At 33.7% G+C, this 14222-nt stretch carries 13 protein-coding genes; 12 read left to right on the top strand and 1 reads right to left on the bottom strand.

Translation table 11 applies throughout. The annotated features are described in order from the left end of the window. Nucleotides 1-264: 264 nt before the first annotated feature. The 12 genes from J5Y03_RS16865 to J5Y03_RS16810 all read left to right on the top strand — a co-directional run bounded on the left by J5Y03_RS16865 (nt 265) and on the right by J5Y03_RS16810 (nt 13042). Nucleotides 265-1770, top strand: coding sequence for an FTR1 family iron permease (locus J5Y03_RS16865; RefSeq protein WP_209407170.1), 1506 nt, complete (start codon nt 265-267; stop codon nt 1768-1770). After that, nucleotides 1760-2473, top strand: a complete 714-nt coding sequence (locus J5Y03_RS19895) for a hypothetical protein (protein ID WP_245208939.1) — start codon at nt 1760-1762, stop codon at nt 2471-2473. The genes J5Y03_RS16865 and J5Y03_RS19895 overlap by 11 nt, the downstream gene beginning before the upstream one ends. 102 nt (nt 2474-2575) lie before the next feature. Then, a complete protein-coding gene (locus tag J5Y03_RS16855) occupies nt 2576-3136 on the top strand; it encodes a nitroreductase family protein (RefSeq protein WP_209407169.1) in 561 nt (186 codons plus the stop codon). A gap of 210 nt (nt 3137-3346) precedes the next feature. Then, the gene (locus J5Y03_RS16850) at nt 3347-3724 is read left to right on the top strand and encodes a GntR family transcriptional regulator (protein ID WP_209407168.1); all 378 of its coding nucleotides are present in this window, start codon (nt 3347-3349) and stop codon (nt 3722-3724) included. 12 nt (nt 3725-3736) lie between these two features. After that, nucleotides 3737-4426, top strand: coding sequence for an ATP-binding cassette domain-containing protein (locus J5Y03_RS16845; protein WP_209407167.1), 690 nt, complete (start codon nt 3737-3739; stop codon nt 4424-4426). Further along, nucleotides 4423-5268 (top strand): hypothetical protein, encoded by an 846-nt coding sequence (locus J5Y03_RS16840; RefSeq protein WP_209407166.1) that lies wholly within the window; start codon nt 4423-4425, stop codon nt 5266-5268. Before J5Y03_RS16845 ends, J5Y03_RS16840 begins: the two co-directional genes overlap by 4 nt. An 11-nt stretch (nt 5269-5279) precedes the next feature. Continuing rightward, entirely contained in the window at nt 5280-6512 is a 1233-nt protein-coding gene (locus J5Y03_RS16835; protein WP_209407165.1) for a hypothetical protein, read from the top strand. A 38-nt stretch (nt 6513-6550) separates the two neighbouring features. Next, nucleotides 6551-7150: a hypothetical protein gene (locus tag J5Y03_RS16830; protein ID WP_245208938.1), complete on the top strand. Its 600-nt coding sequence runs from the start codon at nt 6551-6553 to the stop codon at nt 7148-7150. Between the two features lie 339 nt (nt 7151-7489). Then, on the top strand, nt 7490-9475 hold the full coding sequence (uvrB, locus tag J5Y03_RS16825) for an excinuclease ABC subunit UvrB (RefSeq protein WP_209407207.1): 1986 nt from the start codon (nt 7490-7492) through the stop codon (nt 9473-9475). Nucleotides 9476-9489: 14 nt separating this feature from the next. Then, a complete protein-coding gene (uvrA, locus tag J5Y03_RS16820) occupies nt 9490-12348 on the top strand; it encodes an excinuclease ABC subunit UvrA (protein ID WP_209407206.1) in 2859 nt (952 codons plus the stop codon). Nucleotides 12349-12473: 125 nt separating this feature from the next. Further along, a complete protein-coding gene (locus J5Y03_RS16815; protein ID WP_209407164.1) occupies nt 12474-12674 on the top strand; it encodes a PspC domain-containing protein in 201 nt (66 codons plus the stop codon). Then, entirely contained in the window at nt 12671-13042 is a 372-nt protein-coding gene (locus J5Y03_RS16810; RefSeq protein ID WP_209407163.1) for a phage holin family protein, read from the top strand. Before J5Y03_RS16815 ends, J5Y03_RS16810 begins: the two co-directional genes overlap by 4 nt. A 50-nt stretch (nt 13043-13092) precedes the next feature. On the opposite strand, the gene J5Y03_RS16805 is transcribed toward J5Y03_RS16810, so the two are convergent. Beyond that, nucleotides 13093-14205, bottom strand: a complete 1113-nt coding sequence (locus J5Y03_RS16805) for an Ig-like domain-containing protein (protein WP_209407162.1) — start codon at nt 14203-14205, stop codon at nt 13093-13095. Nucleotides 14206-14222: the final 17 nt, after the last annotated feature.

Here is a 14222-nt window from a genome sequence, read left to right as displayed (position 1 = left end):
AAAAAGATACAGTTTACTAGTCTGGATTTTTTATTTTGTTGAGTGATAGCTTGATTCTCAATAGTACTAAAAATGAAATTTCCTCTGAAACATTTGGACACAATTCTCATAAACATATTATATAAATATATTTCTATCATAGTTGGAAGAAATTTTGTATTGACATCTAGTATCTCAAAAAATATAATTTAAATGTACTAATTGATAATGATTTTCATTTTTAATTAGAATAATTATAATTTAAGGTAGTTAGGGAGAGATAAGATGAAGAAAGTAATACAAGCAATTTTACTTTCTCTGTTTATTGGCGCTTTTATTATACCTGTAGACAGTTATGCTGCCACTTCGGCAGATGATTTAACAAATGCAAATAAATTAATTGAAAAAGCTGTGGAACTTGTGCAAAAAAATGACGTTCAAGGAGCGGCTAATGAGTTTAAAACCTTCCAATCAACTTGGCTTAAGATTGAGGATGGTGTTAAGCAAGGTTCTACAGAGGCATATAAAGGCATTGAAGATAATATGGGACAGGTACAGTTTGCTTTTGCTCAACAACCTGTAAATAAAGAGAATGTGCTAAAAGCATTCTTAAATCTAGAACAAACTAATGAAAAAGTTATTTCAGGAAAATTTCCGAAAACATCAAATAATAGCAGTCAAAAAAGTAATAAACAAGGTAATGTTTCGGATTTAATTCTATTATTAAATGATTCATTAAAGAAACTAGATGAAGGTAATGTTAATAGTGCCAAGGCAGATATTGAAAAGTTTCGTGAGTCTTGGCTAAATGTTGAAGGTGTTGTTATAACACAATCATCAAAAATATACGCAGATGCGGAAAAAGATATGGTAATGTCTTATGCGATGCTATCATCCCAAAATCCTGACGTAAGTGGTGCGAAAAAGACGATTCAAGGTATGCGTGATTATTTATCACCACTAGCTGAGAAAACAAGTTATAACATGATGGATGCAACAACCATTCTATTACGTGAAGGGTTAGAGGGGTTATTAGTTGTCGTTGCACTTCTTGGATTTTTGAAGAAAGCTGGACATGAAGATAAAAGTAAATGGATCTGGGTCGGTGTTGGATCTGGATTAGGAGTAAGTATTATTTTAGGAGTTATCGTTAATCTCCTTTTCTCAGCGGGGACTTTTGGAAGTAATAACTTCTTAATATCTGGTTGGACTGGCGTTTTTGCAGCAGTTATGTTGCTTTACATGAGCTATTGGCTTCACAGTAAATCGAGCCTTTCAGAATGGAATAAATATATTCGAACTCAAAGTACAAAAGCAATTAATGCTGGAAGTCTATGGTCATTAGCAATTTTATCATTCCTAGCTGTATTTAGAGAAGGAACTGAGACTGTTCTATTCTTTATTGGTATGGCATCATCGATTAAAATTCCTGTATTATTAATGGGAATTGCATTAGGGTTTATTATTTTGATCATACTTAGCTATTTAATTTTAAAAGTTGGACTAAAAATTCCTATGCGCCCATTTTTCTTAGTTTCAAGTATTTTAATGATGTATTTATGCATTAAATTTACTGGAATGGGTATACACGGATTACAGTTAGCTGGATTACTTCCAGCAACACAGGCACCAATTCCAACAATTGACTTCTTTGCTGTTTATCCAACATGGGAAAGCTTTATTCCTCAAGTATTTCTACTAGTAGTAGCAATTGTTGTAGCAATCATAAATAAACGAAAAGATAAAAAAATTAGAGAAGATAAACAAGGAGATTCTAAACATGCTAGCTAAAAAAAATATTGCCGTATTATTTGCAGCCATTTCATTATCATTGGCAGCGTGTGGAACAAACACGAGTGATACGCCTAAAAAAACAACTACGACAACTAAGTTATCAATTGCTGATGGAGCAACTCAAATGAAAGAAACTCTAAAGCAATTAAATACTGATTTAAATGCAAAAGACGCTGCTAAAGTAAAAACAGACAGTGAAAATCTTGAGAAATCTTGGTCAAAATTTGAAGACAATGTAAAAGAAAAAGATGCAGCCCAATATGGAAAAGTGGAAGGTCCACTAGGAATTATTGAAGCTGGAGCAAAAGCTTCATCACTTGATCAAGCAACATTAACAAAAGCATCAAATGATTTAGATGCAGTGTTAACAGACGTAGCGAAATTAGATGCTAAAAAGTCAACTGTAGTATCAATTGCTGATGGAGCAACTCAAATGAAAGAAACTCTAAAGCAATTAAATACTGATTTAAATGCAAAAGACGCTGAAAAAGTAAAAACAGACAGTGAAAACCTTGAGAAATCTTGGTCACAATTTGAAGACAATGTAAAAGCAAAAGACCAAGCGCTTTATGGTAAAGTAGAAGATCCACTAGGAATTATTGAAGCTGGAGCAAAAGCTTCATCACTTGATCAAGCAACATTAACAAAAGCATCAAATGATTTAGATGCAGTATTAACAGACGTAGCAAAATTAAAATAAAAATGTGAATGAAAAGGAGCTGGACATATAAATCAGCTCCTTTTCGTATAAATAATTAAGATTTAACTTAAGTTGTAAATTAAAAATAAAAGGGAGAAAATAATGAAATCAAAAACAATGACAGTTGCCGAAATCGTTAGAAGTAGAAGAACTGTTAAAAAATATAATGATAAGACTGTAAATGAAAATGACATCATAGAGATTTTAAATGATGCAGTTTGGGCTCCAAACCATCATTTGAATGAGCCGTGGCGCTTTCTATTATTTCAAGAAGAAGGAAGAAATAAAGTAGCGGATGCATTTTTAAGTACTTACGGTGACGCAGAAATTCCAACGGGTGCTCAAAATAAGGCGAATTATTTTAGAAATGTACCAGCTGCATTATTAGTTGTGATGCCAGATTCTGAAGATAATCATCAATTTACTGAAGACATATGCGCTGTTTCGGCACTGATTCAAAACTTCCAACTACTAGCTTGGGAAAAAGAGTTAGGTGTCCTTTGGAAGACAGGAAAATTCATGCATAATCCTCTCTTTAAGGAAAAAGCAGGTGTAAGAGAAGATGAAAGAGTAGTGGGGTTATTATTAATCGGATATTTTGATGAAGCTCCTACTGCTAAACCTCGTACAGATGCTAGAGAAAAGTTAACGATTTATAAATAGTAAAATAGAAGATAAGCCAAGAATGTTATTAATATTCTTGGCTTTTTGCTTTTTTGGGTGAAAATATGTTTTATAAAATTTCAGAAAATAAACTTGACAGCATCGGTGTATTATCTGTATAGTACACATATAAAGTGTATGAACTACTTAGTACACACACTAGAAATTGTCTACATAACAGTACTTAGAGATGTATTAGGAGGTGGGTACATGGAATTGAATATTAACAGTCGTGATCCAGTGTATTTACAGGTTGTTCGTTATTTTAAAGAGAAGATTGCTACAGGTAAATTAAAAGCTGGAGAAGAAATTCCATCAAGAAGAGAGCTTGCTGGCTTGTTAAAAATAAATCCAAATACTGCTCAAAAGGCGTACAAAGAAATGGAGGAACAAGGATTGATTACAACTGAACGAAATTTTCCTAGTCGAATAACAACTGATGAAGTTGTTTTACAGTCAGTACGTGAAGAGTTAATTTCAGAAGCAATCGATACATTTATTTCATCTGTAAAGGTAATTAATGTTCCAGTTGATGAATTACTAAAAAAAGTGAAAGAAAAATACGAAACGAAAAATGACAATATGTAAGGAGGGAAAATTATGATCGAGGTAAAAAAAGTCGTAAAGAAATTTGGCCGGAAAAAAGTATTAGATGAAATTTCCTTTACGGCTAATAAAGGAGAAATCACTTGTTTAATCGGTATTAACGGTGTGGGAAAATCAACAACTTTAAAAGCCATTATGGGATTAACACCAATTCAAGGTGGTGAAATTCTGATTGATGAACAGAAAATTCAACCTAGCATGTACGAAAAAATTACATTCATTCCGGATACCCTTACAATGCTTCCGCAAATGACTGTTCAAGATGGAATGACGTTTATGAGTGATTTTTATACAACTTGGAATCAAGTACGTGCAAATGAGTTGTGTCAGTTTTTCCGTTTAGATCCATCTAGTCGCCTTAGTGAACTGTCAAAAGGTAATGCTGCAAAAGCCAATTTGATGTTTGGATTAGCGTTAGATGTTGATTACATATTGATGGATGAACCATTTTCGGGAATTGATATGTTCAGTAGAGAACAAATCGCAAATGTATTCACTAGTCACTTAATTGAAGACCGTGGAGTAATCATTACTACACATGAAATTAATGACATTGAACATTTAATTGATAAAGTCATTTTATTAGATAACGGAAAAGTAATAAGAGACTTTATCACAGAGGACGTTCGCCTTGAAGAAGGGAAATCTGTAACGGATGTGATGAGAGAGGTGTATCAACAGTGAATCGATTTTTAAAATTAGTCAATTTCGAGCTGAATCGTTTTAGCAAAATATATATCGGATTAATTATTTTAGTGTCGTTACTTCAACTAGGTGGAGTATGGTATGTGTTTCATCAGGATTTAGGAAAAGTAAAAAATAGTCTCCAAAATGGTTCAATGTCATTAGTGGATTATGTAAAAAATAATGGCCCTATTGATTTTCAAACAGTAGCATTATCGACGTACTTTTTATTCCCAATATTATTAGCAGTAGCTACTTTATTAATCTATGTTTTCTTGATTTGGTATCGTGATTGGTTCGGGAAAAATCTATTTTCTTATCGACTGTTTATGTTACCAAGTAACCGAATTTCAATTTATCTAGCGAAAGCTACAACAATTTTACTATTGGTATTTGGTATGATAGCTTTGCAAATGCTGTTACTTCCTCTTGAGGGTTTCATTTACCATTCAATATTGCCCAATGAATTGCAAGTTCCAGTTTCAATTTTAGACATTAATAGTATTAATAGTAGAAATGCATTTTTATCGTTATTAATTCCTAAAGATTTCATACAATTTTTGTTAAGTTATGGTCTAGGTTTTATCTCTCTTCTCGTTATTTTTACAGGTATTTTACTAGAAAGAAGCTTTCGATGGAAAGGAATCATATTAGGGATCATTTATTTTGTATTTGCGATAACACTTTTTATATGCCCTATCTATATAAACGGAAGTGTTGTTCCATCTGGATATTTTTATCCATCCGAATTACTGATTATTGAAATTATTATTTGTTTATTAATAGGTGCCCTTTCTATTTGGATTAGTAAGTGGTTATTAAATAAAAAAGTAGGAGTTTAGGAGGGGATATTATGAAGCGATATAGGAATAGCATTATATTACTAGTGATTGCCGTTATCACGCTGGGAACATTTTATGTAAGAGTAGGATTATCTGCAAGTAATCTACCAGAAATTTATATAAAAAATGAATATGGAGATAAAAATGAAGCTTCTCCTATCTTATTGTCTAGTATTTATAGTAAGGGTTCTAGAAGCGAACCTGTATCTATTACACAAAAAGGTAGTAGCTATAGTAGTCAAAAATCTTTTATTGATCAATTAGAACCAGTTGATTTTAATCTAGAAAAATTAAATAAGCTCCAAAAAGAAGAGCGCCAATTCATGCGTGGTAAAAAAGATTCAAATGGATTCTATATTGAAAACAACTTTATTGTTTATGGAAGAATGGATTATTCATATGATTCTAATCATCAAGTAAGTGGTATTCATTTTAAAATCTACACATTAGACAAAAAAAATAATGAAACACAATCTTTTGACATACCGGCACCCTTAAATGGAAGTTATTCCTACATTAACATAACAGATGTACAAGTGATCGGGAAAGAATTAAAGATTATAACAAGTGGTTATTCAAACAAAAGCTTCACAGCAATTCAAGAATATAGTATTAACTTAGTGAAAAAAGAGGTTGTTAATCATTCTACAATCGTTCAAGGTCAAAATGAAGTGAATGGAATTAGAAATGATATTAGCGGTCCACAAGAAGTTGATGTTACTGAACCTAAAAACTACGAAGTTGCCACAAAAGTTGTTACGAAAGAGACAGTAGGTGTTGATGGAAACCAACCATCTTCAAAGGAACTTAGTAGTAACGTCATGGTATATAATTTAAAAACAAATCAAATAGAAACCCCAAAAATGTCTCAAGAAAAAATAAATAAATTGGCTCATTCTACTAGACTATTTCAACAAGGCGATATTGTTTACTCTATTACTCAAGATGATAAAGGAATGGATGTACTTAAATACAACTTAAAATTACAAAAAATAGTTAGTGAACAACGGTTTTTGAATAGTTCCTTTGGGACAAATAGCGTTAATGACTTTAAAATTAAAAATGATAAACTGTATGTAGTAAGTACAAAAAACATTGATAATAGTCTTCCGAGTATTATGGTTGTAGATTTGCAAACAAATAAACCAATCTATAAAGGAAGAGTTGTTATTAAAAATAACAACAATAAAGACATGAAAGATAATATGGTTAAACTATTTAGTAATAATATTTATATAAACTAGGCCCAATTACAATAAAAGTAATTAAGGGAGAGATTTCATTGAATAGTAGAGGGAATGCAAGTAGTTTCATTGCTTTTACATTAATCATGGGTTTAATTGTCGGATACTTTTCAGTTGTTTCTGATAACTTACCGAATTTAAGCGATGGAGTAACAGTTTTTAAATTTATTACTTCATATTTAGCTGTAATGATAAATTCCTTACCAGTATGGTTTATACTTGCCATGTTTGTTGGTTACAAATTTGCTGACGATACTAGAAAAGCAGTATTATTAGGTGCTATCTATACCCTTATTGCGATTACGTTTTATTTCCTAATTGGCTATTTTTATGAGAAGGTACCAGTCACAATATCATTTAAAGAGCAGATAATCGCATATGCAACTTGGTACGGAGCATCAGCCGTCGGTGGTATTCTCGGTGGATTGGTAGGATTTTACGTAAAGAAAACACCTTATACACTATTATCTTTACTTTTAGGATTATTCTTACAGTTGGTCGTAAACGGTACAGGAAGTTGGAAGGACATGATTGGAATTTCACAAAATGTTACCTTCTGCCTAATGATCTTGAGTATTATTACGTATTTATTGAATGTGAAATCGAAACCTCAAATTGTAGATCTTTCTGGTGAATAGCAACAAAACAGTTTTTGACTCAAAATAAAATAGATGATAAATAAGTTGATTGGAGAGGAAGGTGCGAGACTCCTGTGGGAGTAGCGGGACAGGTGAGACCCCGCAGGCGATTTCGCCGAGGAGGCTCAACGCCCGCCCCACGGAAAGCGAGCAACCTGGAGTGGAAATCAACTCTCGGTGTTAAATAGCACAATTGTACGCAATAAAGCGTATCAATTGTGCTATTTTTTAATTGTCGAAAGAATCAATTGCGAATATTTGTTCTGTTTTTGATTGTTTTCTTAAATTTTGTGGTAAAATAGATAAAAAGGAACGAAGTGGAAATGGAGGCATGGGATGCTGGAGCAAAAGTTTGAAGTGGTGTCTAAATACTCACCACAAGGTGACCAACCAAGTGCAATTAAAGAGTTAGTTGAAGGTATTGATAATGGAAAGAAACATCAGGTTTTATTAGGTGCAACGGGTACTGGTAAGACATTTACAATTTCGAATGTGATTAAAGAGGTTACAAAACCAACGCTCGTTTTTGCACATAATAAAACACTTGCTGGACAGTTATACAGTGAGCTAAAGGAATTCTTTCCAAATAACGCTGTCGAATATTTTGTAAGCTACTATGACTATTACCAACCAGAAGCGTATGTTCCCCAAACGGATACTTTTATTGAAAAAGATGCACAGATTAATGATGAAATAGATAAACTACGACACTCAGCAACATCTTCTTTATTTGAACGAAACGATGTCATTATCGTTGCGAGTGTGTCGTGTATATATGGTCTCGGTTCGCCAGAAGAATACCGTGAGCTTGTTTGTTCATTACGTGTTGGGATGGAAATTGGTCGAGATGAATTATTGCATAAATTAGTAGATATTCAATATGCACGAAACGATATAGATTTTCAGCGTGGTACATTCCGAGTTCGTGGAGATGTAGTGGAAATTTTTCCAGCTTCACGAGATGAACATTGTATTCGAGTCGAATTCTTTGGGGATGAGCTTGAACGAATACGTGAGGTTGATGCATTAACAGGAGAAATTATTGGTGAACGTGAGCATGTCGCTATTTTCCCAAGATCTCACTTCGTTACGCGTGAAGAAAAAATGAAGATTGCGATTAAAAATATTGAAGCAGAGCTTGAAGAACGATTAAAAGTTATGCGTGACAATGGAAAACTTCTTGAAGCACAAAGGTTAGAGCAACGCACAAGGTACGATCTTGAAATGATGGCTGAAATGGGATTTTGCTCAGGAATTGAGAACTATTCACGTCATTTGACGTTACGTCCTGCAGGATCAACACCATATACATTGTTAGATTATTTTCCAGATGACTTTTTAATTGTGATAGATGAATCACATGTAACAATCCCACAAATTAGAGCGATGTATAATGGTGACCAAGCAAGAAAGCAAGTGCTTGTGGACCATGGCTTTCGTTTGCCATCTGCATTAGATAATCGTCCTCTTACCTTTAATGAATTTGAAGACAAAGTACATCAAATGGTCTTTGTTTCGGCAACGCCAGGACCATATGAGCTTGACCTTTGTCCGAAAGCAGTTGAACAAATTATTCGTCCAACAGGTCTGTTAGATCCTACGATTGAAGTTAGACCGAGTGAAGGTCAAATTGATGATTTAATTGAAGAGATTCAAAAAAACATTGCTAAGAATGAACGGATATTGATTACAACATTAACGAAAAAAATGTCTGAAGATCTAACTGATTATCTAAAAGAAATTGGGATAAAAGTGAATTATTTACATTCAGAAATTAAAACGTTAGAGCGGATTGAAATCATAAGAGACCTACGTCTTGGAAAATATGATGTACTAATCGGAATTAACCTACTACGTGAGGGATTAGATATTCCAGAAGTTTCACTAGTTACTATTTTAGATGCTGATAAAGAGGGATTTTTACGCTCTGAACGATCACTTATCCAAACAATTGGTCGTGCTGCACGTAATGCGAATGGTCGTGTTATTATGTATGCAGATAAAATAACGAACTCAATGGAACTTGCTATCCGAGAAACGAAAAGACGTCGTGAAATTCAAGAGACATACAATAAGAAGCATGGCATTACGCCTCAAACGATTGTTAAAGCTGTACGTGATGTCATTCGTGCAACATCTGCAGCAGAGGAACAAGAAGTGTATGAATCTAGTATTCATTCTAGATACAAAAAGATGAACAAAAAAGAACGCTTCAATTTTATTCAATCGATAGAGATGGAAATGAAGGATGCTGCGAAAGCGTTAGACTTTGAACGCGCAGCAGAACTTCGTGACATGATTTTGGAATTGAAGGTAGAGGGGTGAACCTATTGAAAAATATGAATGAAATCGTCATTAAAGGTGCTAGAGCACATAACTTAAAAAATATTGATGTAACTATCCCTCGTAACCAGCTAGTTGTTGTAACAGGCTTATCAGGATCTGGAAAATCATCATTAGCTTTTGACACAATTTATGCGGAAGGACAACGTCGCTACGTTGAATCTCTTTCTGCATATGCACGACAATTTTTAGGACAAATGGATAAACCGGATGTTGATTCAATTGAAGGGCTTTCTCCAGCTATTTCAATTGATCAAAAAACAACAAGTCGTAACCCGCGTTCGACAGTAGGGACTGTCACTGAAGTATACGATTACTTACGTCTATTATACGCTCGTATTGGAACGCCAATTTGTCCAATTCATCATATTGAAATTACATCACAGACTGTTGAACAAATGGTCGACCGTGTCCTTGAGTATCCAGAAAGAACTAAAATTCAAGTGCTTGCACCAGTTGTATCTGGACGAAAAGGTACTCACGTTAAAGTACTAGAAGAAGTTAAGAAGCAAGGGTTTGTTCGTGTTCGAATTGACGGAGAACTTTTTGATATATCGGATGAAATTGAGCTTGAAAAAAATAAAAAACATTCGATCGAAGTCGTTATTGACCGAATTGTTATTAAAGATGGTATTGCATCTCGTTTAGCCGATTCATTAGAAACAGCATTAAAGCTTGCTGAAGGTCGAGTGATTATTGATGTTATGGGAGAGGAAGAGTTACTCTTCAGTGAACATCATTCTTGTCCACATTGTGGTTTTTCAATCGGTGAATTAGAGCCACGTATGTTTTCATTCAATAGTCCATTTGGAGCTTGCCCATCCTGTGATGGATTAGGTTCAAAACTAGAGGTCGATTTAAACCTTGTCATTCCGAATGATGAATTGACGTTAAAGGAAAATGCGATTGCACCATGGGAATCAATTAGTTCAATGTACTACCCACAGTTACTAGAAAGTGTATGTAAACATTATGGTGTCGATATGGATATACCAGTGAAGGATATCCCGAAACATCAAATGGATAAGATTTTATACGGTAGTGATGGAGAACAAATTTATTTTAAATATGAAAATGAGCAAGGCCAGGTTCGTGAAGCAATGATTGAGTTTGAAGGCGTTGTCCACAATGTAGAACGTCGATACAAAGAAACAGCCTCAGATTATATTCGTGAACAAATGGAAAAATACATGGCACAGCAAAACTGTCCAACATGTAAAGGTCATCGTCTTAAAAAAGAAGCTTTAGCAGTATTTATCGGAGATCTTCATGTTGGTGAAGTAACAAAAATGAGTGTAGAAGAAGCATTTACTTTCTTTGATACACTTACACTAACTCCAAAACAACAAAAAATTGCGAATTTAATTCTTCGTGAGATTAAGGAGAGAATCGGTTTCTTAATTAATGTAGGATTAGATTATTTAACACTAAATCGTTCTGCGGGCACTTTATCGGGTGGAGAAGCACAACGAATTCGTCTTGCAACGCAAATCGGTTCTCGATTAATGGGCGTACTTTATATATTAGATGAGCCGTCCATTGGACTTCATCAACGTGATAATGACAGACTGATTTCAACGCTTCAAGACATGCGTAATTTAGGGAATACGTTAATTGTTGTTGAACATGATGAAGATACAATGTTAGCTGCGGATTATTTAATTGATATTGGACCTGGTGCTGGAATTCACGGAGGACAGATTATTTCACAAGGTACACCGGAAGAAGTAATGAATGATTCTAAGTCATTAACTGGTAAGTATTTATCAGGAGAAAAGTTTATTCCAATTCCATTAGAAAGACGAAAAGGTGATGGACGAGAAATTAAGATTGTTGGTGCAAAAGAAAACAATCTCAAAAATGTATCAGTTTCTTTTCCGTTAGGGACATTTGTTGCAGTGACAGGTGTATCGGGATCAGGAAAGAGTACATTAATTAATGAAATCTTATACAAATCACTTGCACAACAATTAAATAGATCTAAGGTTCGTCCAGGTGAACATCGTGATATTAAAGGGATTGAACATCTTGAAAAGGTAATTGATATTGATCAATCTCCAATTGGGCGAACACCTCGTTCGAATCCAGCAACCTATACGGGCGTATTTGATGATATTCGTGATGTATTCGCTGCAACGAATGAATCAAAGGTTCGAGGTTACAAAAAAGGTCGCTTTAGCTTTAATGTAAAAGGCGGAAGATGTGAAGCGTGTCGTGGAGATGGCATTATCAAAATCGAAATGCACTTTTTACCAGATGTCTATGTGCCTTGTGAAGTATGTCATGGTAAACGTTACAATCGTGAAACGTTAGAAGTAAGATACAAAGATAAAAATATATCTGAAGTATTAGATATGACAGTAGAAGATGCAGTAGTCTTTTTTGAAAATATTCCAAAGATCAAACGTAAGCTTCAAACAATCTATGATGTAGGATTAGGTTATATTACATTAGGTCAACCAGCTACAACACTTTCTGGTGGAGAGGCACAGCGTGTAAAGCTTGCATCTGAGTTGCACCGTCGTTCAAGTGGAAGAACTTTATATATTTTAGACGAACCTACAACAGGCTTACACGTTGATGATATTTCTAGATTACTTATTGTTCTACAGCGTTTAGTTGAGAATGGTGATACTGTTCTTGTAATCGAGCATAATTTAGATGTGATCAAAACAGCTGATTATTTAATCGATCTTGGTCCTGAAGGTGGAGATAAAGGTGGCACAATCCTTGCAACTGGAACTCCAGAAAATCTGTGTGAGGTAAGTGAATCTCATACAGGTAAATATTTAAAAGTAGTGCTTGACCGAGATAAAGCAAGAATGGAAAAAAGAATGGCTTTATTAGAGCAATAATAATAAATCTGAAAAAGAATTGTTCCGCTTTTTGGACATTCTTTTTCTTTATGTTGACATATACTATAATAAAAAGATTAAAAGAAAATTATTTATTGTTTAATAAGAGTAGAAAGGAGAACCAAATGAGAAAGTTGTACCGTTCATCCAAAGACTCTATGATTGCAGGAGTTTGTGGTGGTTTAGGAAAATATTTTAATATGGATAGTACGTTAATTCGATTATTATTTGTTATTTTATTTATAATTGGTTTTGGATCATTGTTTCTTGTCTATTTAGTGTGGATTTTCGTTGTTCCAAAGGAAAGTGATGTGGATATATTATGAGATGGCTTATTTCTTTAGCTATCAATAGTTTAGTTTTTATCGTAGTGGCTGGTTTTCTAAAGCCAGATTTTTATGTTGCAAATGTAAAAACAGCAATTATTGCGGCGTTAGTTCTTTCTATCTTAAATACCATTGTACGCCCATTTTTAATTTTTATTACTTTACCATTTACAATTCTATCCCTAGGACTGTTTCTGTTTATCGTTAATGCGATAACATTAGAAATGACAGATTATCTTCTAGGATCTTCACTTGAAGTTAATGGTTTCGGTACTGCAATTATCGCAGCATTTTTAATTAGTATATTTAGTATGTTACTTCACCACTTTTTAGTGGACCCATTTTTTAAAAATAAAAAGGAAAAATAATAAGTAAGTTAAAAAGCTACCAGGTTCGGTAGCTTTTTCTTTCAATATTTTTATTCGTGTTTCTTTTTATCTTTATCTTTTGCAGATCTATCTTCTTTTGAGTGTTTATCGTCATGATTTCCGTCATGTTTATCGTTATGATTTCCGTCGTGTTTCTCATCGTCTTTCTCTTCGTGTTTCTTTTTCGTAGAAACAGATATTTCTATTTTGACCTGTTTGTCATTAAATGTAGCTATAGCTTTTGTAGAACCACTCTTAGTATTTGCAGTAATGACTCCATCTTTAATTGTAACTAACTGGTCATCAAGAATAGTCCATTTAACATCTTTGGTTACATCTTGATTTTTATCACCTTTGTAAATTGCAATAACCTTTATTTTTACGCTATCGCCTTGATTTAATTTAACTTTTTCTGGAGTAATTATTAGTTTATGAAGTACTTGTTCATTCTTTTTAACGTTTATTCTTAAACTCGTAACAAGATCGCCAAACGTCGCCGTGATGACAGCTTTGTCTGCTGATTTTGCGATTAATTTATTACCATCGATTGCTAAAACATTTTCGTTAGAAGACTTTACGGTTGCTTGTTTCGTAATATCTTCTTTTTTATCATTATCTTTAATACCGTATACCTTAAATTCTTTTGTTTGTCCAACTTTTATATCTTCATCTTTCATCATAAAACGAATTTCTTTGTAATCATTGTTAGTACCTGGTGTTGTAACTGGATTGCTTGGTTGTGTTGCACTTGAAGGGTCAAATTGAAGTTTTTCTAGATGATAGGCTAGTGGAGTTTTGTCCACTGAATAAAAAATTGTTAGAGCGTATACGTCATGTTTTACATCAGAAGGTGTTATGTCAGTAGTAATTGGTTTGTCGTATGTTATGCCGTCCTTGATAAAATCACTGATACCATTTGTAGCTATGAGAGGCTCATCATTGTATACTGCTACACTAACAGTATTAAAGTTTTTGACGCCATCTACTAATTGAGTAGTGTCAACTGTTGTTTGAAGTTGATTTCCTACAATTGTGTTCGTTACACCTTGAGAGATTTGTTGAACGGTAGTTTCTGCAGCAGATGCATTTTTAGTGCGTGTGAATGAAAGTGTTACAGAAAAAAGTAAAGAAGTAATCAGTAAAACAGATAGCAATTTTTTCATCTTTCTCACCTCAAATT

The sequence above is a fragment of the Gottfriedia endophytica genome (assembly GCF_017814275.1).
Classification (GTDB): domain Bacteria; phylum Bacillota; class Bacilli; order Bacillales; family Bacillaceae_G; genus Gottfriedia; species Gottfriedia endophytica.
The sequence above is the reverse complement of the archived record's forward strand: the minus strand, read 5'-3'. Positions and strand labels throughout refer to the sequence as shown.

Coding starts and splice junctions, on each gene's coding strand:
- J5Y03_RS16815 (WP_209407164.1), top strand. CDS start 12,474: ATGAGAAAGTTGTACCGTTCATCCAAAGACTCTATGATTGCAGGAGTT.
- J5Y03_RS19895 (WP_245208939.1), top strand. CDS start 1,760: ATGCTAGCTAAAAAAAATATTGCCGTATTATTTGCAGCCATTTCATTA.
- J5Y03_RS16805 (WP_209407162.1), bottom strand. CDS start 14,205: ATGAAAAAATTGCTATCTGTTTTACTGATTACTTCTTTACTTTTTTCT.
- J5Y03_RS16810 (WP_209407163.1), top strand. CDS start 12,671: ATGAGATGGCTTATTTCTTTAGCTATCAATAGTTTAGTTTTTATCGTA.
- uvrA (WP_209407206.1), top strand. CDS start 9,490: ATGAATGAAATCGTCATTAAAGGTGCTAGAGCACATAACTTAAAAAAT.
- J5Y03_RS16850 (WP_209407168.1), top strand. CDS start 3,347: ATGGAATTGAATATTAACAGTCGTGATCCAGTGTATTTACAGGTTGTT.
- J5Y03_RS16865 (WP_209407170.1), top strand. CDS start 265: ATGAAGAAAGTAATACAAGCAATTTTACTTTCTCTGTTTATTGGCGCT.
- J5Y03_RS16845 (WP_209407167.1), top strand. CDS start 3,737: ATGATCGAGGTAAAAAAAGTCGTAAAGAAATTTGGCCGGAAAAAAGTA.
- J5Y03_RS16835 (WP_209407165.1), top strand. CDS start 5,280: ATGAAGCGATATAGGAATAGCATTATATTACTAGTGATTGCCGTTATC.
- J5Y03_RS16855 (WP_209407169.1), top strand. CDS start 2,576: ATGAAATCAAAAACAATGACAGTTGCCGAAATCGTTAGAAGTAGAAGA.